Origin of the sequence: Bradyrhizobium sp. ORS 285, from assembly GCF_900176205.1 — a bacterium.
Lineage (GTDB): Bacteria > Pseudomonadota > Alphaproteobacteria > Rhizobiales > Xanthobacteraceae > Bradyrhizobium.
This window is the reverse complement of record NZ_LT859959.1, coordinates 375,806-399,804: the sequence shown is the minus strand read 5'-3', so window position 1 is coordinate 399,804 and position 23,999 is coordinate 375,806. Positions and strand designations below refer to the sequence as shown.

The window sequence follows — 23,999 nt, the reverse complement described above, 5'->3', positions numbered from 1 at the left end:
TTGCCCGTCCAGACAGGTTCATCTCGATGCCATTCCCCGCAATGGCTGCGCGCATCGCATGCGCCGCAGCCCTGCTCGCGCTGTCCGTGCACGGCGCGGCAGCAGAGACCCTTACCTTGCGCGAGGCGCTGTCGCGCGCGCTCGCCGCCAATCCGCGCCTGTCCGCCGCCGATCGCGACATCGGCATCGCCTCCGGCCAGCGGCTGCAGGCCGGCGCGCTGCTCAATCCGGAGCTGTCCTACGAGCAGGACAATTCGTTCGGCTCCGGCCAATATCGCGGCACGCGCTCGGCCGAGACGACCCTGCAGATCAGCCAGGCGTTCGAGTGGTTCGGCAAGCGCGATGCACGCATCGCCGCGGGACAGGCCGCCGTCCGCACCGCCGAGATCCAGCGCCAGGCGGTGCGGCTCGAAGTGCTGTCGGAAACGGCGATCGCCTTCGTCACCGTGCTCGCGACGCAACGCCGCATCCAGATCCTCGACGATCAGGTCGCAGCGCTCGATCGCCTGACGCCGCTGCTGCGGCGGCGCGTCGAGGCCGGCGCCTCGTCGCCGGCAGAAACCGGCCGCGCCGAGGTCGCCTCGGCGCTGGTGCGGGCCGATCGCGAGCGCGTCAAGGCGACCTTGGCGAGCGCGCGCCGTGAGCTCGCGGTGCTGACCGGTGACAGCTCGGCAAAACTCCCAGCCGCAACCGGGCGCTTCGACACAACCAGCCAGCCGCCGTCGTTCCAGACCGTCATAGCCGCCATCGATGCCAATCCCCAGCTCGTGCGCTGGACCACCGTCTACGCGCAGCGCAATGCCGAGCTGCTGCTCGGGCGGCTGAAGCCTTATCCCGATGTCCGCGTCAGCGCCGGCTGGCGTCACTTCAACGACACCCAGGACGATGCCGTCAGGCTCAGCGTCTCCGTGCCGATTCCGGTGTTCGACCAGAACCAGGGCAACATCCTCTCGGCGCAGGAGAGCGTCGCCAAGACCGAAGTCGAGCGCAAGGCCAACCGTAACGCGCTGCTGGTGATCGCCGGCCGCGCCTACGACTCGCTGCAAGGCTCGCTGCGCGAGCTCGCGGTGTTGCGCGAGATCGCGATTCCCCGGGCGCAGGAGGCCGCGGACGAGATCGCGCAGGGCTACAGCGCCGGCCGCTTCTCGCTGCTTGAAGTGCTGGACGCGCAAGCAAGTGTCGCGCAGGCGCGGCTGCGCGAGCAGGAAGCGCTGCAGAACATCCATGTCGCCGTGGCGACCATCGAAGGCCTGGTCGGCCGTCCCTTCACTCTGGCCCGGGAGACCGCGCGATGAGAGCACCCACCGTCATCCTGATTGCGGTCCTCGCGGCCGCCGCCGGCGCCGTCGCGTCGCGCTTTCTGGTCGAGGCGGCGCCGCAGACCGAGGCGGCTCCTAGCAAGGCAGAGCATGCCGAGAAGGCGCCGAAGGACCACGTCGAGCAGGACGAGCACGGCGCCGACCGCATCCGCCTCAGCGACGTGAAGCTCGCGGCTGCCGGCGTCACACTCGCTGAAGCAGGGCCCGCGACCTTATCGGACATACTGGCCTTCAACGGCGTGCTGCGCGCCAACCAGGAGGCGCTGGTGCAGGTGACACCGCGCTTTCCCGGCATCGTCCGCGCGATCAGGAAGCGCATCGGCGACACCGTCGCCAAGGATGAGCTGCTCGCCTCGATCGAAAGCAACCAGAGCCTGACCGCCTACGACCTGAAGGCGCCGATCGGCGGCACCATCATCGACCGCCAGATTTCGCTCGGCGAATACGCCTCCGAGCAGAAGCCGGCCTTCGTGGTCGCCGACCTCTCGACCATCTGGGTCGACCTCTCGATCTATCGCCAGGATCTCCGGCGTGTCCGGCTCGAGGACGAAGTGCTGATCGATCCCGATGACGGCCGCGGTGCAATCCGCGGGCACGTCTCCTACATCGCTCCGATCGGCGCCAGCGAGACACAGACGGCGCTGGCGCGCGTGGTGCTGCCGAACGCCGATGGTCGCCTGCGTCCCGGCCTGTTCGTGACAGCGCGTCTGGTGCTCGCCAAGCGCAGCGTGGCCGTCGCGGTGCGCGCCAGCGCCATTCAGACCTTGGAGAACAAGACCGTCGTGTTCGTCCGCGAGGAGGGCGACAAGATCGAGGCGCGCCCGGTCGCAACAGGTGAATCCGATCCGACCTATGTCGAGATCCGCGACGGCCTCTCGCCCGGCGAGCACTACGTCGCCGAGAACAGCTTTGTCGTGAAGGCGGAGGTGGGCAAGGGGGAGGCCGAGCATGATTGACGCGATCCTCGCTTTTGCCGTTCGCCAGCGCTGGCTGGTCTTGCTGTTCGTGCTCGCCGCGGCCGCCTTCGGCGCCTGGAATTTCACCCGGCTGCCGATCGACGCCGTGCCCGATATCACCAACGTCCAGGTGCAGATCAACACCAAGGCGCCGGGCTACTCGCCGCTCGAGACCGAGCAGCGCATCACCTTCCCGGTCGAGACCGCGATGGGCGGCCTGCCCCGCCTGGACACCACGCGCTCGCTGTCACGCTATGGCCTGAGCCAGGTCACCGTCGTGTTCCAGGATGGCACCGACATCTACTTTGCGCGTCAGCAGGTCAACGAGCGCATCCAGCAGATCAAGGATCAGCTCCCGCCCGGCGTCGAGGTCGCGATGGGACCGCTGTCGACGGGTTTGGGCGAGATCTTCATGTATGCGGTCGAGGCCAAGCCCGGCGCCAAGACGCCGGAAGGTACCGACTACTCGCCGACCGACCTGCGCACGGTCCAGGACTGGATCATTCGGCCGCAGCTGCGCGGCGTGCCGGGCGTGATCGAGGTCAACACCATCGGCGGCTTCGAGCGCCAGTTCCACGTGCTGCCGGATCCCGGCCGCCTGATGGCCTACAAGATCAGCTTCCGCGACGTCATCGCCGCGCTGGCGTCCAACAACGCCAATGTCGGCGCCGGCTACATCGAACGCAACGGCGAGCAGTATCTGGTGCGCGCGCCGGGCCAGGTCGGCACCGCCGCCGAGCTGAAGGACATCGTCATCGGTGCCCGTGCCGGCACGCCGGTGCGCATCGGCGACGTTGCCGCGGTCATGGAGGGACGCGACCTGCGCACCGGCGCGGCGACGCTCAATGGCGAGGAGACGATCCTGGGCACCGCGATGCTGCTGATCGGCGAGAACAGCCGCGCCGTGGCGCGCCGCGTCGCGGCCCGGCTCGACGACATCGCCAAGTCGCTGCCCGAGGGCGTGATCACGCGCACGCTGTACGATCGCACCCATCTGGTGGAAGCGACGATCCGCACCGTGGAGAAGAACCTGCTCGAAGGCGCCGCACTTGTCGTCGTCGTGCTGTTCCTGCTGCTCGGCAATATCAGCGCCGCACTGGTCACCGCCTGCATCATCCCGCTGTCGATGGCGATGACCATCACCGGCATGGTCGAGAGCAAGGTCAGCGCCAACCTGATGAGCTTAGGCGCGATCGATTTCGGCATCATCATCGACGGCGCCGTCATCATCGTCGAGAACTGTCTCCGGCTGCTGGCTCAGGCGCAGCACCGCAAGGGCGGCCTGCTCACGGTGTCCGAGCGGCTGCAGACCATCGTCACCGGCGCACGCGAGGTGATCGGGCCGAGCCTGTTCGGCACGCTGATCATCGCCGTGGTCTACCTGCCGGTGCTGACTCTGACGGGCGTCGAGGGCAAGATGTTCACGCCGATGGCGCTGACGGTGCTGATGGCGCTCGGCGCGGCCGTGCTGTTCTCGGTCACCTTCGTTCCGGCGGCGGTGGCGATCTTCGTCACCGGCAAGGTCTCCGAGCAGGAGAATATCGTGATGCGCGGCGCGCGTCGGATCTACGCGCCGCTGCTGCGCGCCGCCATCTCCTATCGCGTGACGGTCGCCACTGTTGCGGCCGTGATCGTCGTCGTGAGCGGCGTTGCCGCGACGCGGATGGGCGGCGAGTTCATTCCGAGCCTCGACGAGGGCGACGTCGCGCTCGCCGCGCTGCGCATTCCCGGCACCAGCCTGACGCTCTCCGTCGACCTGCAGAAGGCGCTGGAGGCCCGGCTGCGGCAGATCCCCGAGGTCAAGGACGTCTTCACCCGCATCGGCACCGCCGAGGTCGCGACTGATCCGATGGCGCCGTCGCAGGGCGACGGCTACATCATGCTGAAGCCGCCTAGCGAGTGGCCCGATCCGGCGAAGACGAAAGCGGAGCTCGTCGCCGGGATCGAGGCCGCCGCCGACGAGATCCCCGGCAGCAACTACGAGATCTCGCAACCCATTCAGTTGCGCTTCAACGAGCTGATCTCGGGCGTGCGCAGCGATGTCGGCGTCAAGATCTTCGGCGACGATCTCGACATCCTGCAGGGCGCCGCGCGCCAGGTCGAGGCCGCGATCCGCGGCGTCAATGGCGCCACCGACGTCAAGACCGAGCAGGTCGCCGGCCTGCCGATCCTCACCGTCAAGATCGACCGCCAGGCGCTGTCGCGCTACGGCCTCAGCGTCGCCGAGGTGCAGAACGTGGTCGAGATCGCGATCGGCGGCAAGCCCACCGGAAAGCTGTTCGACGGCGACCGCCGCTTCGACATCGTCGTCCGCCTGCCCGAGCGTCTCCGCGGCAATCTCGATGCTATCAGAGCCATTCCGATCCCGCTGCCGGCCAGCGAGGACGCGAGCGCGGCGCCGCTGCGCACCGCGTTCAACACGTCAGCACAGCCACGCTACGTGCCGCTATCCTCGGTCGCCGCCGTCACGTCGGCGCCGGGGCCTAACCAGGTCAGCCGCGAGAACGGCAAGCGGCGCGTCGTCGTCACAGCCAATGTCCGCGCCCGCGACCTCGGCTCGTTCGTCACTGAGGCGCAAGCTGCCGTAGCCGAGAAGGTGAAGCTACCGCCGGGCTATTGGATCGGCTGGGGCGGCCAGTTCGAGCAACTGCTCTCCGCCACCAAGCGCCTGACCATCGTCGTGCCGATCGCGCTGGCGCTGGTGTTCCTGCTGCTGTTCATGAGCATGGGCTCGTTCGCGGATGCCGCGCTGGTGTTCTCCGGCGTGCCGCTGGCGCTGACCGGCGGCATCGCCGCGCTGCTGCTGCGCGGCCTGCCGCTATCGATCTCCGCCGGCGTCGGCTTCATCGCGCTGTCGGGCGTCGCCGTGCTCAACGGTCTCGTGATCATCGCCTTCATCGAGCGGCTGCGCCGGGACGGACGCAACATCCTGGCCGCCGTCGAAGACGGCGCATTGGCGCGGCTGCGGCCGGTGCTGATGACGGCGCTCGTCGCCTCGCTCGGCTTCGTGCCGATGGCGCTCGCGTCAGGCGCCGGCGCCGAGGTGCAGCGCCCGCTCGCCACCGTCGTGATCGGCGGCATCATCTCCTCGACGGTCCTGACTTTGCTGGTGCTGCCGGCGCTGTACGCGCTGTTCAGGCGGGAGACACAAGCGGTGTAATTTTCCCGAGGCGGCGGCGATCCGCCCCGTCTACGTGTTCAAGCCGTAGGGCCATCAGACAAGATGGGGACCGGCAGGAGCTAAGCGGGATGCGAGACGCAGACCGCTCCGCTTCTGTGCCGATCAGCTAGTTGAACGCCATCGGCGTTGCACTCGCCATCCAGCCATCCGACCTCGTGTTGCGTGCGACCCGCTGATAGCGCGACGCACGGGCTTCGCGCGTGGCGCCGGCCGCCGCGCCGAACATCGTCGAGCCGCCGCGCGGATTCACGATCGTGTAGCCGGCGATCGAGCGCGGATGCTCGCGGGTGACGTGGCCGCCTGAGTTGCCGTCATGCACGAGCCAGACATTGCCGGCGACCTGCTGCTGCAGGATCATGACGTGGCCGGAGCGGACCGCGGCCATGCCTGGAGCCGGCATGGCGCGCGGGAAGCGGCGCCAATTGGCGGCGAGGTTCAGCTCGGGAATGACCCGGCCGAACGTGTAGAGCGAGGCCTCACAGCCGCAGAAGGCGTGCGGACATCCCGAGGGGCGGCCGCCGACGACCCGGGCTTCGCCGACGCGGGCTTCACTCGGAATCGAAGCCATCGCGTTCATGTAGGAATGGTGGCGATAGGAGTAGCGGTGATGTGCGGAGTGATGATGATAAGAAGAATGATGATGGTGACGAGGACGCGCCTCGGCTTGAACGGACAGAGCGAGCAATGCGGCGACGACAAGAACAACGCGGTACATTCGGAGGACTCCTGTACACTGTGAAATCCCCCTGCCGCGCGCCAATCACCCGGCAAACGTGTCCTCAACGTGACGGATTCGCCCATGAGCCATGCATTTCCGGGATGCGCCTGCCCGCTCCAGCGGTTCCGAATTAACGTATTTACTTGACTCATTGTCGAAGTGCCCTTCGCCAATTCGGCCTGGCCGGCCGTTGGGTCCAAGGAGGCAGAAATGGCCGAGTTTCTCGGAGAACTGTTTGTACGGATGGATGAAGCCAAGAATTCCGCCGTCGTCCCTGCGAACGCAGGGACCCATAACCCCCGGCCTTTCATGTGATGATGACTGGCAGTTATGCCTCACCGAGAAATTCCGCGGTATGGGTCCCTGCGTTCGCAGGGACGACAGCTGACAGCGGCGATGCACTGTCAGCTCAACGGTCTCCTCGTTGAAGACAGCTCGGAGAGCAAGGATAGCATCGTGCCCGTCGGGCGACTCACAGCGCGTCACGAGTCATGCGAACGGCGTGTTGGGGGACGTTCAACGCGCGAGCCGCGATGCGCGCACAGCCTGATTTCATCAACAGGCTCAAACTGATTTGCCCTGTCCAGTCCTGCGGTTGAAAATATTCCGCTTTGCTATTTCGGAAAATCGTGATCTTATCCCCTCATCCCGCCTCATCGACGAGGGGCGCTGCGCGGTCGTCACGAAGCGTGGAGTGCGGGATGTGGTGGACGGGCCGGGTTGCAGCGTGAGAGATCGCGCCGACGAACAACACTGGCCCGTACGGTCAAGTCGCGTGGTCCTGGCCTCCCGAAGCTGAGGTCAAGTCTGCGGTGATGCGCTGAAGGCGCATCCTGCAGATGACGGTGGCCAACAAGCCCGGCGCACCGGGGAGATCGCGAAGCAGCCGTTAAAGCCATCGCGCAGGGAGGGCCGGGTCGATCCGGCTGGACCTGTGGTACCTGCCGCCTGCATTTTCTTTCGCAGGCGGGCCACGGGCCTCAGTCGAGGCCCGGCTCTCCCTGCACCCTCGCTTAGAAGAGGGTGATTGGACCGGCAAAACTCGGACGCGAAAGCGGGTGCGAGAATGCAAAGTCGTAACCGCCAACTCCGCTGTCGTCCCGGACAAGCCGCCCGACGCGCGTCGCGGCGCCGATCCGGGGCCATACTCCGCAGCAGACGTTCGAGGCACGCTTGAGCATCCAGCTCGTGCAACCATTCCGGTGATTATGGGTCCCGGGTCAGGCCCGGGACGACAGCGGAGAATGCGGCGCCGTCTTCGCCATTGACCGCCCCATCCATTGGCCTATCTCTGACGTATCCCAAAGCAACGGAACTGGACCCCATGACAGCACATGTCAGTAGCTTCGATACCGCCATCGATCCCGTGAAGCTCGACCGCCTTGCCGAGGTGGCGGTGAAGGTTGGGCTGCAATTGCGGCCGGGGCAGGATCTGCTGCTGACCGCGCCGTCGGTGGCGCTGCCGCTGGTGCGCAAGGTCGCCGAGCACGCCTACAAGGCCGGCGCCGGCATCGTGACCTCGTTCTTCTCCGACGAGGAGCTGACGCTCGCGCGCTATCGCTATGGCCACGACAACAGCTTCGATCGCGCCGCCGACTGGCTCTATCAAGGCATGGCCAAGGCGTTCTCGGAAAACACCGCACGTCTGGCCATCGTCGGTGACAATCCGATGCTGCTGTCCGGCCAGGACCCGGCCAAGGTCGCGCGGGCGAGCAAGGCCAACTCCAAGGCCTATCAGCCGGCGCTGGAGAAGATCACCAATTTCGAGACCAACTGGAACATCATCGCCTATCCGAGCGCGGCCTGGGCCAAGCTCGTCTTCCCCGACGTGCCGGAGGAGGTCGCGGTGGCCAAGCTCGCCGATGCCATCTTCGCGGCCTCGCGGGTCGACCGCGAGGATGCGGTGTCCGCCTGGGAGCGTCACAACGCGGTGCTGCGCGAGCGCACCGAGTGGCTGAACAGCCAGCGCTTCAGCGCGCTGCATTACACCGGCCCCGGCATGGACCTCACGATCGGCCTTGCCGACGGACATGAATGGGAAGGCGGCGCCTCGACCGCGAAGAACGGCATCACCTGCAACGCCAATATCCCGACCGAAGAGGTGTTCACGACGCCGCACTGCCGCCGCGTCTCCGGCTACGTCAAGAGCTCGAAGCCGCTGTCCTATCAAGGCACGCTGATCGACAACATTCAGGTGAAGTTCGAGGAAGGCCGCATCGTCGAGGCCAAGGCTTCGAAGGGCGCGGAGGTGCTGAACAAGGTGCTCGACACCGATGAGGGCGCGCGCCGGCTCGGCGAGGTGGCGCTGGTGCCGCACTCCTCGCCGATCTCGAAGAGCGGGCTGCTGTTCTACAACACGCTGTTCGACGAGAACGCCGCCTCCCATATCGCCCTCGGCCAGTGCTACTCGAAGTGCTTCGTCAACGGCACCTCGCTGTCGCCGCAGCAGATCGCCGCCCAAGGCGGTAACCAGAGCCTGATCCACATCGACTGGATGATCGGCGCGGCCGAGACCGACATTGATGGCGTCCATGAAGACGGCCGCCGCGTGCCGGTATTCCGCAAGGGCGAGTGGGCCTGATCTCGATCGTGCGTCGGCGGTCTGTCGCTTGGCGGCGCCGCCGACTGCACGAGAGCATGCGTAGTGAGGTTTGTTGTTGCACTAAAGCCCGTAATTTTACTGCACCCATTGGTTGAATAATTCTGGACTACGCACCTTGATTAGTTCGTCCTTAAGCACGATCCCTAAAACTGCCCACTGTTGCTCAATCGATTCACAGGGAACAACAATGGATGCCTCGCTCCCCGCATTGGCGCAGGGTCGGATTCGCTTTGGGCTCAAGGGCCAAATTCTTTGTCTGGGACTCGCCGGCGTCGCCGTTATCGGCTGCCTTTATCTGGCAGGGCTCTCGATCGAACGCCGCAGCCAGCAGATTGCAGATCGCGTCGCGACCCTGGCGGGCTTGAGCGGCGGCATCTGGGAGGGATTGCTGCAGGCGCGCGGGACCGCGACGGACTTCCTGCAGAAGCCGTCCGACGCCAAGGTGGCCGGCCATGAGCAGATCGTCGGATCGATCAGGTCGCAACTGGACCGTGTCGACGCCATTCTCGCGGCTACGCCCAATGACGAGACCGCGCGGCAGGCCGCTGCGTCACGCGAGGCGATCACCGGCTATTCAACACGCTTCGCCAATGTGGTCGCCGCGCAGAAGACCATCGGCTTCGACGAGAATGACGGCCTGCAAGGCAAGCTGCGCAGCGCCGTTCGCTCGGTCGAAACCCAGTTGATGAAGTTCGATCAGCCGCGCCTCGCCGTGCTGATGCTGATGATGCGCCGGCACGAGAAGGATTTCATGGTGCGCGGCGATTCGAAATATGGCGACGATCTGCGCAAGCGGGTCGATGAGTTCGGCGCCGAGCTTGCAAAGTCGGAGCTGCCGGAGGCCGTCAAGGTCGACATCTCCAAGCTGATGGATGTCTATCGCGCGAGCTTCCTCGCCTATATGGGCGGACAGACCAGGCTGATCGGCGAGGCGGCGGAGCTGACACGGCACTACGAGAGCATCAGTCCGACGCTGCAGGGCATCCGGTCCGCGGCCGACCAGCGTCTCGGGCTCGTCAAGGCCGAGCTGGCCAGCGTAAAGGACGCCGTATTCTGGTCGATCTGCGTCACCGTGCTGATCACGGCAGCGGCGGCCTTCCTGTTCGGACGTTGGCTTGCATCGCCGCTGCTACACATGGCACGCGCCATGGAGCGGCTGGCGCAGAACGATCTGGACGTCCAGCTCAAGTCGGTGAAGCGACGCGATGAAGTGGGCCAGATCTCGCGTGCGCTGGGCGTGTTCCACGGCAAGCTGCTGGAGAACCGCCGCCTGACCGAGGAGCAGGCCCGGGCGAAGGAGGCGGCCGAGCGCGAGCGCCGCAAGATGTTCGCCGAGATGTGGGAGCTGCTCGAGACCGATCTCGATATCGCCGTTGCCGAAGTCATGACCATCAGCAGCGACGCTTCGACGCGCAGCGCCCAGGCGGTGGCGGAAGCGAAGACCATTGCGAGCGAGGCCGGCATGGTCGCGCACGCCTCCGCCGGCGCGAGCAGCAACGTCACGACGGTATCGAGCTCGGCCGAGGAGTTGTCGGCAACGGGACGTGAGATCGCGCAACGCGCGGCCGAGACGGCGGAGCTCGCCAGCCGTGCCGCGCGCGAAGCCCAGCAGGCCGGCTCGACGGTGGCCGAGCTCAGCGATGCGGCCGAGCAGATCTCGTCAGTCGTCAGCACCATCGCCGAGGTGGCTGCACAGACCAACCTGCTGGCGCTCAACGCCACGATCGAGGCGGCGCGGGCCGGAGAAGCCGGCGCCGGATTTGCGATCGTGGCACATGAAGTCAAGGCGCTGGCGCGCAAGACCTCGGAAGCGGCCGATGACATTGCCCAGCGGATCGATCGCATCTCGACTGCGACCTCGGATTCGACTGCCGTCATCAGCAAGATCAGCGCGGCGATCGGCAGCATCGACGGCGCGAGCGCCGCGATGGCCGCGGCCGCCGAAGAGCAGGAGGCGACCCTGCGCGAAGTCGCACGCAGCCTCACCGAAGCGTCGGCGGGCGTTGCCTCCGTGGCCGAGAACGTCACGCGCATCTCCGGACGCTCCGCCGCGATCGAGCAGCAGACTCAGGTCGTCTCCGAACTCGTTACCGGCACCAATGGCCGGGTCTCGGAGCTGCGCGCCAACCTGATGTCATCACTGCGCTCATCGAGCGTCGGCGATCGCAGATCGTCCAGTCAACGCCGGCCGACGAATGTCCGCGGGCGCCTGCACGGCAGGGGCGGCCAGATCGACGGCGCGGTGCTGGATCTGTCGGAGGGCGGCGCGCGATTCCGCGCGGCCATGGACGTTGTCGGGCTGTCCGAGCAGCAGCAGGTCAAGCTGGAATGTCCCTCGTTCGGCGTGCTCGATGGCGAGATCGTCGCCATCGGAAATCGCGACGTCCATATCAGCTTCGGCGAGCAGGTGACGGCGCAGCGCGACGCTGTTGCAGGGTTCCTCGCGACCATCGATCGCGCCGACCAGGTCCACGTCGACGCTGCCTTGGCCGTGGCCGCCAAGATCACGGCCGCCATTGAGCAGTCGATCGCGTCGGGGGAAACAACGCTTTCAACATGGTTCGACTTCGATTATCGGCGCCTTGCAGGGACGGACCCCGAGCAGTTCGAGGCGCCGTTCACCGCGGTCTGCGACCGGCTGCTGATGCCGATTCAAGAGGCCGCCCTCGCTGATCCGAATGTCGTGTTCTGCGTGGCGATCGACCGGAACGCCTACATTCCGGCGCACAACCGCAAGGTCTCACAGCCGCAGCGGCCGGGTGATCGGTTGTGGAACATCGCCAACTGCCGCAACCGACGCTTCTACAAGGACCGCGCCGGCATGGCCGCGGCGCGAACGCTCCACGGCCATCTGGCGCAGCGCTACGAGCGCGACATGGGCGGCGGGGTGACCGTGCCGCTGAAGGAGATCGACGTGCCCATCAGGATCAAGGACCGGCACTGGGGCGGGCTGCGGCTGGCATTCAAGGTGTAGATGGACAGCAAGCCGAACGATCGAAACAGGACGCAAGGCGCAGCCCGCGACGTCGCGGGCTGCGCAGATCGCGTGCTAGGGCGACTTGGCCTGCGTCGCAGGCTCGACCGTGATGCTGATCCGCTCCGACATCACCGGCTTGTTGTGCGGGATGTGGCTCCAATCGCCGAGCACGAGCTGCAGGGTGTGCTTGCCGGGAGAGAGATTGACCGAGGCTTCGGTCTGGCCCTTGCCGAAATGGACGTGCTCGGCATCGACCGGGATCGCCTCATTGAGCGCATCGCCTTCGAGCGCGGGTGCATCGATCAGGAGATGATGATGGCCAGTGTTGGGCGCCTCGGTGCCGGACGGCGCGACGCCCATCCCCGAGAGGCCGAAACGGATCAGGACGGGCGAGGAGACCTTGTCGCCGTCCTTGAGGTTGATGAAGTAGGCCTTGGCATTGTCCGGGGCGGGCGTTTCGCCGGCAATGACCACCGAGCTGGTTGCAAGGGTGGCGGCGGACAGCGTGAGGGCGATGGCGAGGCTCAGTCGGCGCATCTTGGGAAATCCTTATCTCTGCGACGGCGGAAAATCTTTAATGGTGACGGCACGTTGCAGGATGGGTCAGGCGCGCCCTTCGGGAGGCATGGCCGTATCTTGCAGTGCGGTCAAACAGTAGATCAGAAGGTTTGGCGAGGCCGCGAACAAATTGCGGCGTTCGCGTGATGTTTATAGCGCTGGCGTGGTTGTGATGCGACGGCAGGTCGCGGCGATCGGCTCAAATCTTAACGGCTGCGGAAAGCACCGGTTAGGTGCAACCCGCTACGGTCGCGAGCTCATGCCGGCCGCCGCCGGGTTATTTCAGTTGCAGATATTTGAGGTCCAAGATGTCGCCCTCCTTGATCGAAACCGCCAATCTCGCCGTCGACCTGTCGCCGGCGCCGATCGAGCCGTCCTGGATCATCGAGGGCAATCCCACCGCGACCTCCTGCACCATCGCGCGCAGCAGCGACGGCCTGGGCTCGACCATCGTCTGGCACTGCACCGAGGGCAAGTTCAACTGGTACTACGATTTCGACGAGACCATCCTGATCCTCGAAGGCGCAATCGTGCTGGAGAGCGAGGGGATGCCGGCGAAGCGTTATGGACCGGGCGACGTGATCTTCTTCCGCGACGGCGCGCATGCGAAGTGGCATGTCGAGGGCCACGTCAAGAAGCTCGCCTTCTGCCTGAAGACGCAGCCTTATCTGCTCGGCCTCGCGGTGCGCGTGATCAACAAGCTCAAGCGCATGTTCCTGACGCCGGAAGGGCGCCGCGGGACGAGCCTGGCCGGCGCGTAAAGCTAGACGCCGTCGAGAATGATCACGGTCGGGCTCGACGGCAACAGCTCGCGCGACATCTTCAAGGATCGCTCGGTCCGCCGGTCGATCTCGAACTGCTGACCGATCTTGCGCATGAACTCGTCGAGCGGCGTTGCGAAGCGGTGCATCGGCAGCACCACCGAGGCGCGCAGCCGCTTGGTGATCTCCGAGATGCCGTCGAGCGACATCGTGTAGGTGCCGTCGATCGGCACCATCACCACGTCGAGCCGGCCGATCGCGGCGAAATGCGTCTCGTCGAGTTTGACGTGCAGATGGCCGAGATGGCCGATGCACAGCCCCGCGACCTCGAAGATGAAGATCGAGTTGCCGTCCTTGATCATGTCGCCGCCGAGCGAGTCGCTGAAGTAGCGCCGAATGTCCGTGGTGATGTTGCGGATCAGCACGTCGCCGACGCGCTCGAAGATCTGCGCCGGCTTGCCGTCATCGCCCCAGCCGCGCAACACATGCGGAATGCGCGGATCGGGCGCCAGCGTGTAGTGAGTCGAATGCGCCCGGTTCATGGTGATGACATCAGGCAATCGCCCGACCTGATAGGCGCCACTGTAGTCGGTGGCGATACGGATGCCCATCGGGGTGTCGATGAAGTAGGTCGAATGGCCGGCATAGGTGATCGTCACCTCGTTGCCGGACGCGGCCGTCCGGCGCAGGCTAACCGGGACGGCGCGGGGGGTATCGCCGGCCATCGCCAGGCACTCGCTGGTGCGCGGTCCCGATTGCGCCGATACAGGCGACGCGAACGAGATCAGGACGGCAAGCAGCGAGAGCAGCGAACGCAGCATGGCGGTTCCTTTTCAACAGCGCGTGTGAGTGTAGCGAGGAATTGCGATCAGAACTATCCTCATCGCAGCGCCCGAGGGACAGGGCCGGCACGCAGGAGGATGGCATGAGTGATCGGGGCGGATCGTTGCAGGCGCAGGTGATGCATCCGATCAAGGCGATCGATGCTGGACTCCTGAGCATCGCTTATGTCGAAAGCGGCCCCTCGGATGGTCCCGTCGTCATCCTGCTGCACGGCTATCCCTACGACATCCACTCCTATGTCGACGTCGCCCCGCGCCTCGCCGCGCAGGGCTGCCGCGTCATCGTGCCCTATGTGCGCGGCTATGGGCCAACCCGCTTCCGCGACCCGTCGACGCCACGCTCCGGCCAGCAGGCCGCCATCGGCGCCGATTTGATCGCCCTGATGGACGCGCTGGCGATCCCGCGCGCCGTGTTCGCCGGCTATGATTGGGGCGGACGCGGCGCCTGCGTCGGGGCGGCCCTCTGGCCCGAGCGCTGCGCGGGTCTGGTCTCCGTGAACGGCTATCTGATCCAGGACATCTCCAAGGCGCTCGAGCCTGCACCTGTCCCGCGCGAGTTCGCGCTCTGGTATCAATGGTACTTTCAGACCGAGCGCGGCCGCGCCGGCCTCGCGGCCCACCGCGCCGAAATCGCCCGCCTGCTATGGCAGCAATGGTCGCCGAACTGGCAGTTCGATGATGCGACCTTCACGCGCTCGGCGGCGGCGTTCGACAATCCCGATCACGTCGATATCGTGATCAACAGCTATCGCCATCGCTATGGGCTCGCCGAAGGCGATCCGCGCTATCAGGAGCTGGAGCAGCGGCTGGCGAGCCTGCCCGTCATCACCGTGCCGACGATCACGCTCGACGGTGACAGCGACGGCGTGATCCCGGCGACGGATGGCCGCGCGCACGCCGCGAAGTTCAGCAACCGCCTCGCCCATCGCGTGATCCCGCGCGCCGGACATAACCTGCCGCAGGAGGAGCCCGAGGCCTTCGCCGCCGCCGTCATGGAGATGCTGCGCTGACGCGATCAGGATCTTGCCGGGCTGAGCTTCCAAGCGGCGAACAGCAGACCCGTGGTCATCAGGCCGCAGATCACGGCCGCTTCGGGCAGCGCGATCGCGAGCGCCGCGGTCGCCGCCCAGCCGATCGAGGAGAAGGCCTCGGCAAAGGTCGCCAGCCGCGACGAGGTCTGCCGCCGCCGGAACTGGCTGCGCCGCGCCTGGATCCGGAACCAGAGCTGGATCGCAGTCGAGGAGATCGTCGCGATCAGCACGGCCGCCGCCGTCACCAAAGCCTGCCATGGCGCGACCCAGGCGAGCGCGAGCACCAGCGGCGCGAAGATCACCGCGATGGTCATCAGCACGACCTCGATCTTGGCGCGCACGATGCGCGCCGCCGGCAGCGGCGCGGTGGCCACCAGCTCGGGCGCGTCCTCGCCGGAGATCGTGAGCCAAGCCAAGCCGCCGGCGAGCTGGCCCGCCGCCATCACGATCACCGGCGTGATCAGGATCACCGCCTGCGATGTATCGGAATAGCTGCGCCACAACAGCAGCGCCGGCGGCACCAGATAGAGCAGCTGCATCAACGTCTGCGAGATCAGCCAGGGATCGCGCCGCAGCAGCATGAGCTCCTTGCGCCTGAGCGCCTGCTGTCGCGAGCCGCCGCGGAAGCTGCGGAGCTGCGCGCCGGCGCGGCTGGAAACGCCTTGCGCGGCGGCGCTGATCGCAGTGTCGGCGAAGCGCGGAGAGAACACCATCATGACGATTCCGAGCAACAGCAGCCCGGCCGCAAGCAGGAGCAGCAACGCCTGTCCGTCGCCGAGGGCAGCGCGGGCCGGCAGCCAGACGAGGCTGTCCGGATCGGGAGCGATGGCGGCGGCAGCGTCCGAGGTGAGCACGGCGAAGCGCGACAGCGTGCCGTAGGAGACGATCGCCGCGATCTGCAGCATGATGACGAAGCCGGCGCCGATCACGGCGGCCAGGATCTGCGCCACCAGCCGCGTTCGCGCCGGCCCGATCAGGCGGAACAGGACGATTGTGATCGCAATGGCCGTCGCAGCAGCCGAGAGGCCGACGGCCGCGACCACGACAAAGGCGGCGAGCCAGCGCGCGCCGCCCTCGATCAGCAGCACGTCGACGAAGGGCGTCGCCAGCAGCAGTGCCATGCTGGTCACGGACAGCGCGATGGCGGCGATACGAACCGAGAAGATCTCGGCGAGCCGCACCGGCGACGACATGATGAGATCGAGATCAGCACGGGCGTAGAACACGCGCGTGACCGACTCGATCGCCTGCGACAGCATCAAGGCCCAGGACAGCAGGATGGTCGCGGTGATCACGATCAGCGCGGTCTTGTCGAGCGGCGGCTGCAGGTCGGCATAGCGGCCGACCACGGCCCAGGCCGGCAGATGCATGAGCGCGCCGAACAGCGCGAGGCCGATGATCGCGGCGCGGGTGCGGCGGCGCCGTCCGGCGGTGATCATGGCGAGCCATTCGCGCCAGGCGAGCCTGAGCTCGTGCCGGGCGAACCAGGCGAGCGTCGCCGCCCGTGTCATGCCGCGGACTCGACGTCGACGAGCGCGATGAACAGCTCTTCGAGGCTGGTATCGGTGCGGCCATTCTGCTGGCGCAGCTCGGCGAGCGTGCCCTCGGCCACGATCCGCCCGGCCGCGATGACGCCGATGCGGTCGGCCATGCGCTCGGCCACTTCGAGAATGTGCGTCGTCATGATCACGGTGCCGCCGCGGCGGACCCGCTCAGCCAGGAGACCCTTGACGTGACGGGCGGAGACCGCATCAAGGCCGGTCAGCGGCTCGTCCAAAATGATCAGCTGTGGGTCGTGCACCAGCGCGCCGGCAAGCGCCACCTTCTGCCGCATGCCCTTGGAGAAGCCCTCGCAGCGCTCGTGCAGATGCGGCTCGAGCCCGAGCGAGACCAGCAGCTCGCGCGCGGCGTTGCCCGAGTTCGCGGGATCGACGCCCCAGAGCCCTGCGACGAATTCGAGATATTCGAGCGGCGTGAGCTTGTCGTAGATCATCGGCTCGTCCGACACCCACGCCATCACCTGCTTGGCGGCAATCGGGTCGCGCAGCGCGTCGATGCCGAAGATCGCGATCTCGCCGCCATCCGGCTTCAACAGGCCGGCGACCATGCGCAAGGTCGTGGTCTTGCCGGCGCCGTTGGGGCCGACCAGCGCATAGAACTCACCGGCGCGCACGACGAGGTCGAGCCCGTCGACAGCCGGCCGTTCGAAACATTTGGTTAACCCTCGCACAGCGAGGGCGGAGCTCTCTGGTGTCATGACCGCTCATTCGGTTCGCATCGACAACTTGGACGCAACTCGTTGCGGCGCGGTGAACGATCCCTCGATCGTGATCGCGACGGGCCATCGCCGGTCGGCCGGTTCCGAGCGCCAGAACCGGATCGGCTTCGCCAAGCCTAGCGCAATGATCCGAGCGCGGCGCGATTTCGTTAGGATGGGAAGCAGCCCTTATCGGGGCTGCGCGGCTCCAGTGAGGATGGACGTGGCGAACCAGCTAATCGCGACCGAGACGCGAGACGCCGCTTCGGGCGCTGCGCCTCCCCTGCCCCGGCATACCGTCCGACTCGACTCCTTCCCGCGCGGCGGCGTCGCTGCGGTGTTCGGCGCCAGCGGCGGCATCGGTGCGGCGCTGAGCTCGGCGCTCGCCGAAACCGGCCATTTCAATGCGATCCTCTGCTGCAGCCGGAGCAGCGATCCCGCGTTCGACCTCACCGATGAAGCCAGCGTGGCTCAGGCGTCCGAGGCAATCGCAGCGGCCGGTGAGATCCGGCTCGTCATCATCGCCACCGGGATGCTGCACGAGGGCGACGCGCTGCCGGAGAAGAGTTTGCGCGAGCTCGACGCCGAGCGTCTTGCCCGCGTCTTCGCCACCAACGCGACCGGACCAGCCTTGCTGATGAAGCATCTGCTGCCAATTCTGCCGCGCACGGGGAAGGCCATGCTTGCCGCGCTGTCGGCGCGGGTCGGCTCGATCGGCGATAACCGGCTCGGCGGCTGGTACGGCTATCGTGCCTCAAAGGCTGCGCTGAACCAGTTCGTACACTGCGCAGCCATCGAGCTTGCCCGCCGCGCGCCCGAAGCGATCTGCGTGGCGCTGCATCCCGGCACGGTGGCGACGAAACTGTCGGCGCCGTTCGCCTCGGCTTCCGGCGTTGCCCCAGTCGAAGCGGCGCGTCATCTGCTCGGGGTGATCGATCGGCTCGGGCCGCAGGACTCCGGCGGCTTCTACGATTGGCGCGGCACGCCCGTGCCGTGGTGACGCGTCATGCCGAAGATGCGTCGCAAGTCCGATTTGCCGACCAAGATGTGCGCCGCGTGCGGCCGTCCATTCGCGTGGCGGCGCAAATGGGCCCGCGACTGGGACGAGGTGAAGTATTGCTCCGACCGCTGTCGGTCGGATCGCAGCCGGACGTCTTCCGCTCCACCTGCCACGCCCGGAGGACGACAGCATGCTGTCTGACATCCCCGCACCGATGCGAAGCCTCGGCCTTGCGGGTCTCATACCCTTCGTTGGCCTCGCGATCCTCGTCATCACTAGCGATGAGACGCTCCGCGCTGCAGCTCTGCGCGCGCAGATCGGCTACGGCGCGGTCATTGTCAGCTTCCTGGGCGCGTTGCATTGGGGCGCCGCCGTACAGACGCCGGCGCTGGCGAACTGGCCGCGCATGGCCTGGGGCGTGACGCCGTCATTGCTCGGCTGGGTCACCTTGCTGCTGCCGCCGCTCCCGGCGCTGGTGCTGCTCACGGCCGCGTTGCTGGCCGCGCTCGTATTCGATGAGTTCAGCTTCGGCGGCGATACGTCGCGAGCCTGGTTCGTCAAGCTGCGGCGCCTGCTCAGCATCGGCGCGATGCTCTCTCTCGTGGTGACGCTGAGCGGCGTCGTGATTAAAGGATCCTGACGCCGCCGTCCTGGACAAGGCGGCAATCTCGCTGGCAAGCTCGCGCAACTTTCGCGAGGCGCCATGAACATCCTGCTGCTCAATCCCAATATCCGCTCCGACATCACCGACCTGATGCTGCAGGTCGGCCGCGACGCCGCCGCGCCGGGCACGACGCTGATCCCCTGCACCGCGCCGCGCGGCGTGCCCTACATCGCCACCCGCGCGGAAGCGCAGATCGGCGGCGCGGTGGCGCTGGAAATGCTGGCGGAGCGCAACGGCACGTTCGATGCCGCCATCATCGCCGCATTCGGCGATCCCGGCCTGTTCGCTGCGCGCGAGCTGTTCGACGTGCCGGTGATCGGACTTGCGGAAGCGGCGATGCTGACGGCCTGCATGGCCGGACGGCGCTTCGCCATCGTCACCTTCGCGCAAGCGCTCGGCCCCTGGTACGAGGAGTGCGTGCGCATGCACGGGCTGATGGAGCGCTGGGCCGGCATCCGCATGCTCGACGGCAGCTTCAAGCAGATCTCGGACGTGCAGCACGAGAAGGAGGATCTGCTGGTGGAGCTGGCGTTGCGCGCGGTCGAGGAGAACGAGGCCGACGTGCTGATCTTCGCCGGCGCGCCGCTGTCGGGCCTCGCTGCCAGAGTCGCGCATCGCATTCCCGTGCCGGTGGTGGATCAGGTGATCGCCGCGGTGAAGCAGGCCGAGGCGCTGCTCGCGCTGAACATGCGCAAGGCCACCGCGGGCACGTTCCGCCGCCCGGCGGCGAAGCCGACCACGGGCCTGCCGGAGGCGCTGGCGGCCCGGCTGGAGCATCGCGACGTGTAGTTGAACGAAGCGGTGAAGGGCCTCGTCTCTCCACATCGTCATTCCGGGGCGCGCGTCAGCGCGAGCCCCGAATCCATAATCACGACTGTCTTTGGAGATACGAGATGTGCCTACGACCATCTCGCCCGACAACAGCTGCCTGTGGGTATGGATTCCGGGTTCGCCCTTCGGGCGCCCCGGAATGACGTGGAGAGAGGCGGGCGTAAGCTGACCACGTGCGCTTGGATCGAGGCCTCGTCCATAGCCACACACTGACGTACCGCTCAACCGCTCGCTTGTACACAAACGGCCCTCGCTGCCTCAAAACACGGCATGCTTCTTGCTTTTTCAACTCCGTTGAGCAGGAAGCCCAATGGCCAGCGTATCGGAAGCCAAGTCGCTCGTTCTCGATCGGATCACGCACCGCTTCGCCAGCGGCACGATGGCCGTCTCCGACATCAATCTGGATGTGAGAGGCGGCGAGATCATCGCGCTGCTCGGCCCGTCCGGCTGCGGCAAGACCACGCTGCTGCGCATCATCGCCGGCTTCATCGGCCAGAGCGAAGGGCGCGTCATCATCGGCAATGACGTCGTCGACGCGCTACCGCCCAACCGCCGCGCGGTCGGCATCGTGTTCCAGAACTACGCGCTGTTTCCGCATCTCTCGATCTCCGAGAATGTCGGCTATGGCCTTGCCGCGCGCGGCGTCGACAAGGCGACGCGCAACAAGGAGGCGCAGCGGCTGCTCGACATGGTGCAGCTCGGCCCGTTCGGCGAGCGGCTGCCGCGGCAATTGTCGGGCGGGCAGCAGCAGCGCGTGGCGCTGGCGCGCGCGCTCGCGATCAAGCCGTCGATCCTGCTGCTCGACGAGCCGTTTGCCGCGCTCGACAAGAATTTGCGGCTCGACATGCAGATCGAGGTCAAACGGCTGCAGCGCATGGCGGGGACCACGACATTGATCGTGACCCACGACCAGGAAGAGGCGCTGTCCATGGCCGATCGCGTCGCGGTGCTCAGCCACGGCCATCTCGAGCAGTTCGGCACGCCATCCGAGATCTACGACCAGCCGCAGACGCTGTTCGTGAATACCTTCGTCGGGACGGCGAACAAGCTGAAAGGCACGGTGCTTGCGACCGACGCGAGTGAGGTCAAGGTCGCGCTCGAAGCCGGCGGCGAGATCATTGCGCGTGCGCCGAACCCGGTTCGTGCCTCAGACAAGGTCACCGTCTGCCTGCGTCCCGAGCATCTCGCCTTCGTCAACGACGATTCGGGCTTCGCCGGCGAGATCGGCATGGCGCTGCCGCTCGGCGCCACCGTGGTGCACGAGATCAAGGCCAAGGACGGCTCCAGCATCAAGATCTCGCAGGCCCGCACCGGCGGCACGCCGCTGCGCGAGGCCGGCACGCCGGTGCGCGTGGCGCCGCTCGCGCCCGGGCTCGCGACCGTGTTCCCGCAATAGACAACCAACATATCGGAGTGAAACATGATGCTTGATCGCCGCCGGCTCCTGACCAGCGCCTTGACGCTGGGCGCCATGCACGCCTTTCCAGGCCTCAGCCTCGCGCAGGCGCGGCCGCTGGTGTTCGCGACGTTCACCGGCAGTTGGGAGGAGGCGCACAAGGCGGTGCTCGTGCCCGCGTTCCGCAAGGCAAACGCCGATGCCGCCATCGTGCTGGACCCGATGCTGTCGGTCGACCAGATCGCCAAGGTCAATGCCGCCAAGGCCAATCCGCCGATCGACGTCATGCTGCATGATCCGGGTCCTGCACTGGTCGCGATCGGCCAGGACCTCGTGGAGCCCTACCCCGCCGACAAGAGTACCTATTTCAAGGACCTGATTCCGGAAGCGCAGGACGCGATGGGCCCGGCGCCGTTCTTCCAGGTCGTCGGTCTCACCTACAATCCGGAGACAGTGAAGACGCCGCCGACCTCGTGGGCGGATCTGTGGAAGCCGGAGTTCAAGGGCAAGGTCGGCATCACCAATCTCAACTCCACGCTCGGCACCGGCTGGCTGGTCGAGATCGCGCGCATGCGCGGCGGCTCCGAGGCCAATGTCGACGAGGGCTTCAAGGCGTTGGAGGAGCTGAAGCCGAACCTCGCCGCCGTCGCCGCCAATCCCGGCGCGCTCGCGACCTTGTTCCAGCAGGGCCAGATCGACATCTCGCCCGGCAACTTCAACGCCATCCAGATCCTCAAAGCGCGCGGCGTGCCGGTCGAATTCGTGGCGCCGAAGGAAGGCGCGATCGCCTTCAAGACCACGATCCACATCGTCAAGAACTCGCCGAACAAGGAGCTCGCCTTCAAGCTGATCGAGGCCGCGCTGTCGCCGGAGGTGCAGACCACCTTGATGAACTCGCCCTATCTGATCGTGCCGACCAACACCAAGGTCGCGATGTCCGGCGAGATCGCAAAGGTGCTGGCCAAGGACACCGCGGAGCTGAAGAAGAAGTTCGTGTTCCAGGATTGGAAGAAGATCAACGAGCAGCGCGCCTCCTGGATCGAGAAGTTCAACCGCGACATCAAGATCTGAGCGATGAAGAGCGCCACGACAGCACGGATGACGGCGCCTGGAGACGTGACCAGCTTCAGCCTGGGGCTCGCATTGCCCTTGGGCCTGGTGTTCGCGATCTTCTTCGTGCTGCCACTGGCGCAGCTCTTGTATCTCTCGCTCCACAACGACACCGCGGCGACGGTGTGGGGACTCGGCCAGTACGTCAAGTTCCTGACCGACCCCTTCAGCCTCGCCGTGCTCGGCTCGACGCTTCTGCTCGGCGCCGAGGTGACCCTCGCCTGCCTCGTGCTCGGCTATCCCATCGCCTGGCTGTACCAGCGCTCCGGCAGCCGGGTGCAGACCTTGATCATCATGATCGTGCTGCTGCCACTGCTCACCAGCGTCGTGGTCCGCACCTTCGCCTGGATTGTCATTCTTGGCCGGCAGGGCATCATCAACTCCGTGCTGCAATCGCTCGGACTGATCGGCACGCCGCTGCGCATGATCTACACGCAAGGCGGGCTCATCGCCGCGCTGGCGCAGGTGCAGATGCCGCTGATGGTCCTGCCGCTGATCACCGCCATCGGCCGCATCGATCCCAACCTCTCCGACGCCTCGGCCTCGCTCGGCGCCGGCAGTTGGCGCACCTTCTTCAAGGTCATGCTGCCGCTGTCGATGCCCGGCGTCATCGCCGGCTGCACCCTGACCTACGCCGCGGCGATCACCGCCTTCATCACCCAGTCGCTGGTCGGCGGCGGGCAGATGCTGTTCATGCCGATGTATCTCTACCAACAGGCCTCGACGTTGCAGAACTGGCCGTTCGCAGCCGCAATTTCGATCATCTTCCTGTTTGCGGTGCTCGCCATCGTCGCGCTGTTCTCGACCCTCGGCCGGCGCGCCCGCGGCTATGGAGACATCAGATGAGCGGGCGGCAGCGCAACTGGGAGGCGCTCAGCTTCCAGATCGTTATGACGGTGATCGCGGTGCTGGCACTGATCCTGATCGTGTCGCCGTCGCTGGTCGTCGTGATCGTATCCTTCACATCAGGCTTCTCGCTGAAATTCCCGCCGCCGGGCTATTCGACCCGCTGGTACATCGAATTGTGGAACGCCTGGCAGCTGCAATTCGCCGCGCGTAACAGCGTCGTGGTCGCGCTGTGGTCGACGGGTCTGTCGATCGTGCTCGGCGTCGCCGCGGCGCTGGCGATCTCGCGATCCAAGGCGCTGACCGCGAAGCTGCTGGACTCCCTGTTCATGTCGCCGCTGGTGCTGCCCGCGCTCGCCTTCGGGCTGGCGGCACTGATGTTCTTCTCGCTGATCGGCCTGCCGGTGTCGCTGCTGACGCTAGTCATCGGCCACACCATCGTCTGCGTGCCCTATGTCGTCCGCAACACGGTCGCCGCGCTGGCGCAGCTCGAGCCGACCTTGCTGGAGAGTTCAGCGATCCTCGGCGCCTCCAGGCTCTATACGTTCCGCCGCATCGTGCTGCCGCTGATCCGTCCCGGCATCATCTCCGGCGCGTTCATCGCCTTCATGTCGTCGTTCGACAACGTGCCGGTGTCGCTGTTCCTGCGCGACGCCGCCACCGACATGCTGCCGATCCGGATGTGGCAGGACCTCGAAGGGAAGCTCGACGTCACCATCGCCGCGCTGTCCAGCGTGCTGATCATCGCGACGGTCGCGCTGATGGCGATCATGGAGCGCACCACGGGGCTGTCGAAGCGGCTGACGGGGTGATGGGCGCAACATCTGGGGCCTCATGGTTCGAGACGCGCCGCAGGCGGCGCTCCTCACCATGAGGATGACCATCTCGCCGCGAAATCAGTCCTCGTCCTGAGGAGCCCGCCGCAGGCGGGCGTCTCGAAGGACGGCCGC

Annotated in this window: 20 protein-coding genes; 15 read left to right on the top strand and 5 right to left on the bottom strand. The window is 66.5% G+C overall.

Annotated features, from left to right (window positions below; translation table 11 throughout):
- The first annotated feature begins 26 nt into the window (after nucleotides 1–26).
- From ihpA to BRAD285_RS01770, 3 genes are read left to right on the top strand one after another with little or no spacing between them, the layout of a single operon-like run.
- Complete coding sequence (gene ihpA, locus BRAD285_RS01780) at nucleotides 27–1,295, top strand: divalent metal ion exporter subunit IhpA (protein ID WP_006611523.1); 1,269 nt, start codon at nucleotides 27–29, stop codon at nucleotides 1,293–1,295.
- Nucleotides 1,292–2,275 (top strand): divalent metal ion exporter adaptor subunit IhpB, encoded by a 984-nt coding sequence (ihpB, locus tag BRAD285_RS01775; protein ID WP_006611524.1) that lies wholly within the window; start codon nucleotides 1,292–1,294, stop codon nucleotides 2,273–2,275. The genes ihpA and ihpB overlap by 4 nt, the downstream gene beginning before the upstream one ends.
- A complete protein-coding gene (locus tag BRAD285_RS01770; RefSeq protein WP_006611525.1) occupies nucleotides 2,268–5,435 on the top strand; it encodes an efflux RND transporter permease subunit in 3,168 nt (1,055 codons plus the stop codon). The genes ihpB and BRAD285_RS01770 overlap by 8 nt, the downstream gene beginning before the upstream one ends.
- A gap of 127 nt (nucleotides 5,436–5,562) precedes the next feature.
- Here BRAD285_RS01770 and BRAD285_RS01765 read toward each other — a convergent pair whose 3' ends face one another.
- Nucleotides 5,563–6,171 carry a hypothetical protein gene (locus tag BRAD285_RS01765; protein WP_006611526.1) on the bottom strand — a complete coding sequence of 203 codons (609 nt, stop codon included), beginning with the start codon at nucleotides 6,169–6,171 and terminating at the stop codon, nucleotides 5,563–5,565.
- A gap of 1,327 nt (nucleotides 6,172–7,498) precedes the next feature.
- Between BRAD285_RS01765 and BRAD285_RS01755 the strand changes: the two genes are divergently transcribed.
- Complete coding sequence (locus BRAD285_RS01755; RefSeq protein WP_006615329.1) at nucleotides 7,499–8,755, top strand: aminopeptidase; 1,257 nt, start codon at nucleotides 7,499–7,501, stop codon at nucleotides 8,753–8,755.
- 208 nt (nucleotides 8,756–8,963) lie between these two features.
- Nucleotides 8,964–11,750, top strand: a complete 2,787-nt coding sequence (locus tag BRAD285_RS01750; protein WP_139020732.1) for a methyl-accepting chemotaxis protein — start codon at nucleotides 8,964–8,966, stop codon at nucleotides 11,748–11,750.
- 75 nt (nucleotides 11,751–11,825) lie between these two features.
- Here BRAD285_RS01750 and BRAD285_RS01745 read toward each other — a convergent pair whose 3' ends face one another.
- Nucleotides 11,826–12,290: a DUF4399 domain-containing protein gene (locus BRAD285_RS01745; RefSeq protein WP_006615327.1), complete on the bottom strand. Its 465-nt coding sequence runs from the start codon at nucleotides 12,288–12,290 to the stop codon at nucleotides 11,826–11,828.
- Between the two features lie 329 nt (nucleotides 12,291–12,619).
- Here BRAD285_RS01745 and BRAD285_RS01740 point away from each other — a divergent pair, with 329 nt between their 5' ends.
- The gene (locus BRAD285_RS01740) at nucleotides 12,620–13,072 is read left to right on the top strand and encodes a cupin domain-containing protein (RefSeq protein ID WP_006615326.1); all 453 of its coding nucleotides are present in this window, start codon (nucleotides 12,620–12,622) and stop codon (nucleotides 13,070–13,072) included.
- Nucleotides 13,073–13,074: 2 nt separating this feature from the next.
- Here the strand turns inward: BRAD285_RS01740 and BRAD285_RS01735 are convergent, their stop codons facing one another.
- Nucleotides 13,075–13,893, bottom strand: coding sequence for an MBL fold metallo-hydrolase (locus BRAD285_RS01735; RefSeq protein ID WP_006615325.1), 819 nt, complete (start codon nucleotides 13,891–13,893; stop codon nucleotides 13,075–13,077).
- Nucleotides 13,894–13,997: 104 nt separating this feature from the next.
- Between BRAD285_RS01735 and BRAD285_RS01730 the strand changes: the two genes are divergently transcribed.
- A complete protein-coding gene (locus BRAD285_RS01730; protein ID WP_006615324.1) occupies nucleotides 13,998–14,924 on the top strand; it encodes an alpha/beta fold hydrolase in 927 nt (308 codons plus the stop codon).
- A 5-nt stretch (nucleotides 14,925–14,929) separates the two neighbouring features.
- Here the strand turns inward: BRAD285_RS01730 and BRAD285_RS01725 are convergent, their stop codons facing one another.
- The gene (locus BRAD285_RS01725; RefSeq protein WP_006615323.1) at nucleotides 14,930–16,456 is read right to left on the bottom strand and encodes a hypothetical protein; all 1,527 of its coding nucleotides are present in this window, start codon (nucleotides 16,454–16,456) and stop codon (nucleotides 14,930–14,932) included.
- Nucleotides 16,453–17,202 carry an ABC transporter ATP-binding protein gene (locus BRAD285_RS01720; protein WP_006615322.1) on the bottom strand — a complete coding sequence of 250 codons (750 nt, stop codon included), beginning with the start codon at nucleotides 17,200–17,202 and terminating at the stop codon, nucleotides 16,453–16,455. The genes BRAD285_RS01725 and BRAD285_RS01720 overlap by 4 nt, the downstream gene beginning before the upstream one ends.
- Nucleotides 17,203–17,425: 223 nt before the next feature.
- On the opposite strand from BRAD285_RS01720, the gene BRAD285_RS01715 reads away from it, so the two are divergent.
- The 8 genes from BRAD285_RS01715 (at nucleotide 17,426) to BRAD285_RS01680 (ending at nucleotide 23,861) form a co-directional block, all read left to right on the top strand.
- Complete coding sequence (locus tag BRAD285_RS01715) at nucleotides 17,426–18,202, top strand: SDR family NAD(P)-dependent oxidoreductase (RefSeq protein WP_006615321.1); 777 nt, start codon at nucleotides 17,426–17,428, stop codon at nucleotides 18,200–18,202.
- A gap of 6 nt (nucleotides 18,203–18,208) precedes the next feature.
- Nucleotides 18,209–18,403, top strand: coding sequence for a DUF2256 domain-containing protein (locus BRAD285_RS01710; protein ID WP_083846476.1), 195 nt, complete (start codon nucleotides 18,209–18,211; stop codon nucleotides 18,401–18,403).
- Nucleotides 18,393–18,842, top strand: coding sequence for a DUF3429 domain-containing protein (locus tag BRAD285_RS01705; protein ID WP_006615320.1), 450 nt, complete (start codon nucleotides 18,393–18,395; stop codon nucleotides 18,840–18,842). The genes BRAD285_RS01710 and BRAD285_RS01705 overlap by 11 nt, the downstream gene beginning before the upstream one ends.
- A 63-nt stretch (nucleotides 18,843–18,905) precedes the next feature.
- Entirely contained in the window at nucleotides 18,906–19,655 is a 750-nt protein-coding gene (locus tag BRAD285_RS01700; protein ID WP_006615319.1) for an aspartate/glutamate racemase family protein, read from the top strand.
- A gap of 352 nt (nucleotides 19,656–20,007) precedes the next feature.
- On the top strand, nucleotides 20,008–21,093 hold the full coding sequence (locus BRAD285_RS01695; protein WP_006615318.1) for an ABC transporter ATP-binding protein: 1,086 nt from the start codon (nucleotides 20,008–20,010) through the stop codon (nucleotides 21,091–21,093).
- A gap of 24 nt (nucleotides 21,094–21,117) precedes the next feature.
- Nucleotides 21,118–22,164, top strand: coding sequence for an ABC transporter substrate-binding protein (locus tag BRAD285_RS01690; RefSeq protein ID WP_006615317.1), 1,047 nt, complete (start codon nucleotides 21,118–21,120; stop codon nucleotides 22,162–22,164).
- 3 nt (nucleotides 22,165–22,167) lie between these two features.
- A complete protein-coding gene (locus BRAD285_RS01685) occupies nucleotides 22,168–23,049 on the top strand; it encodes an ABC transporter permease (protein WP_006615316.1) in 882 nt (293 codons plus the stop codon).
- Entirely contained in the window at nucleotides 23,046–23,861 is an 816-nt protein-coding gene (locus BRAD285_RS01680) for an ABC transporter permease (protein ID WP_006615315.1), read from the top strand. Before BRAD285_RS01685 ends, BRAD285_RS01680 begins: the two co-directional genes overlap by 4 nt.
- The last annotated feature ends 138 nt before the right edge of the window (nucleotides 23,862–23,999 follow it).

Bases quoted from the DNA above. Each gene is read 5' to 3' on its own strand.
- BRAD285_RS01730 (WP_006615324.1), top strand. From the start codon at position 13,998: ATGAGTGATCGGGGCGGATCGTTGCAGGCGCAGGTGATGCATCCGATC.
- BRAD285_RS01735 (WP_006615325.1), bottom strand. From the start codon at position 13,893: ATGCTGCGTTCGCTGCTCTCGCTGCTTGCCGTCCTGATCTCGTTCGCG.
- BRAD285_RS01750 (WP_139020732.1), top strand. From the start codon at position 8,964: ATGGATGCCTCGCTCCCCGCATTGGCGCAGGGTCGGATTCGCTTTGGG.
- BRAD285_RS01700 (WP_006615319.1), top strand. From the start codon at position 18,906: ATGAACATCCTGCTGCTCAATCCCAATATCCGCTCCGACATCACCGAC.
- ihpA (WP_006611523.1), top strand. From the start codon at position 27: ATGCCATTCCCCGCAATGGCTGCGCGCATCGCATGCGCCGCAGCCCTG.
- BRAD285_RS01705 (WP_006615320.1), top strand. From the start codon at position 18,393: ATGCTGTCTGACATCCCCGCACCGATGCGAAGCCTCGGCCTTGCGGGT.
- BRAD285_RS01695 (WP_006615318.1), top strand. From the start codon at position 20,008: ATGGCCAGCGTATCGGAAGCCAAGTCGCTCGTTCTCGATCGGATCACG.
- BRAD285_RS01720 (WP_006615322.1), bottom strand. From the start codon at position 17,202: ATGACACCAGAGAGCTCCGCCCTCGCTGTGCGAGGGTTAACCAAATGT.
- BRAD285_RS01685 (WP_006615316.1), top strand. From the start codon at position 22,168: ATGAAGAGCGCCACGACAGCACGGATGACGGCGCCTGGAGACGTGACC.
- BRAD285_RS01690 (WP_006615317.1), top strand. From the start codon at position 21,118: ATGATGCTTGATCGCCGCCGGCTCCTGACCAGCGCCTTGACGCTGGGC.
- BRAD285_RS01680 (WP_006615315.1), top strand. From the start codon at position 23,046: ATGAGCGGGCGGCAGCGCAACTGGGAGGCGCTCAGCTTCCAGATCGTT.
- BRAD285_RS01770 (WP_006611525.1), top strand. From the start codon at position 2,268: ATGATTGACGCGATCCTCGCTTTTGCCGTTCGCCAGCGCTGGCTGGTC.
- BRAD285_RS01725 (WP_006615323.1), bottom strand. From the start codon at position 16,456: ATGACACGGGCGGCGACGCTCGCCTGGTTCGCCCGGCACGAGCTCAGG.
- BRAD285_RS01710 (WP_083846476.1), top strand. From the start codon at position 18,209: ATGCCGAAGATGCGTCGCAAGTCCGATTTGCCGACCAAGATGTGCGCC.
- BRAD285_RS01755 (WP_006615329.1), top strand. From the start codon at position 7,499: ATGACAGCACATGTCAGTAGCTTCGATACCGCCATCGATCCCGTGAAG.
- ihpB (WP_006611524.1), top strand. From the start codon at position 1,292: ATGAGAGCACCCACCGTCATCCTGATTGCGGTCCTCGCGGCCGCCGCC.
- BRAD285_RS01765 (WP_006611526.1), bottom strand. From the start codon at position 6,171: ATGTACCGCGTTGTTCTTGTCGTCGCCGCATTGCTCGCTCTGTCCGTT.
- BRAD285_RS01745 (WP_006615327.1), bottom strand. From the start codon at position 12,290: ATGCGCCGACTGAGCCTCGCCATCGCCCTCACGCTGTCCGCCGCCACC.
- BRAD285_RS01740 (WP_006615326.1), top strand. From the start codon at position 12,620: ATGTCGCCCTCCTTGATCGAAACCGCCAATCTCGCCGTCGACCTGTCG.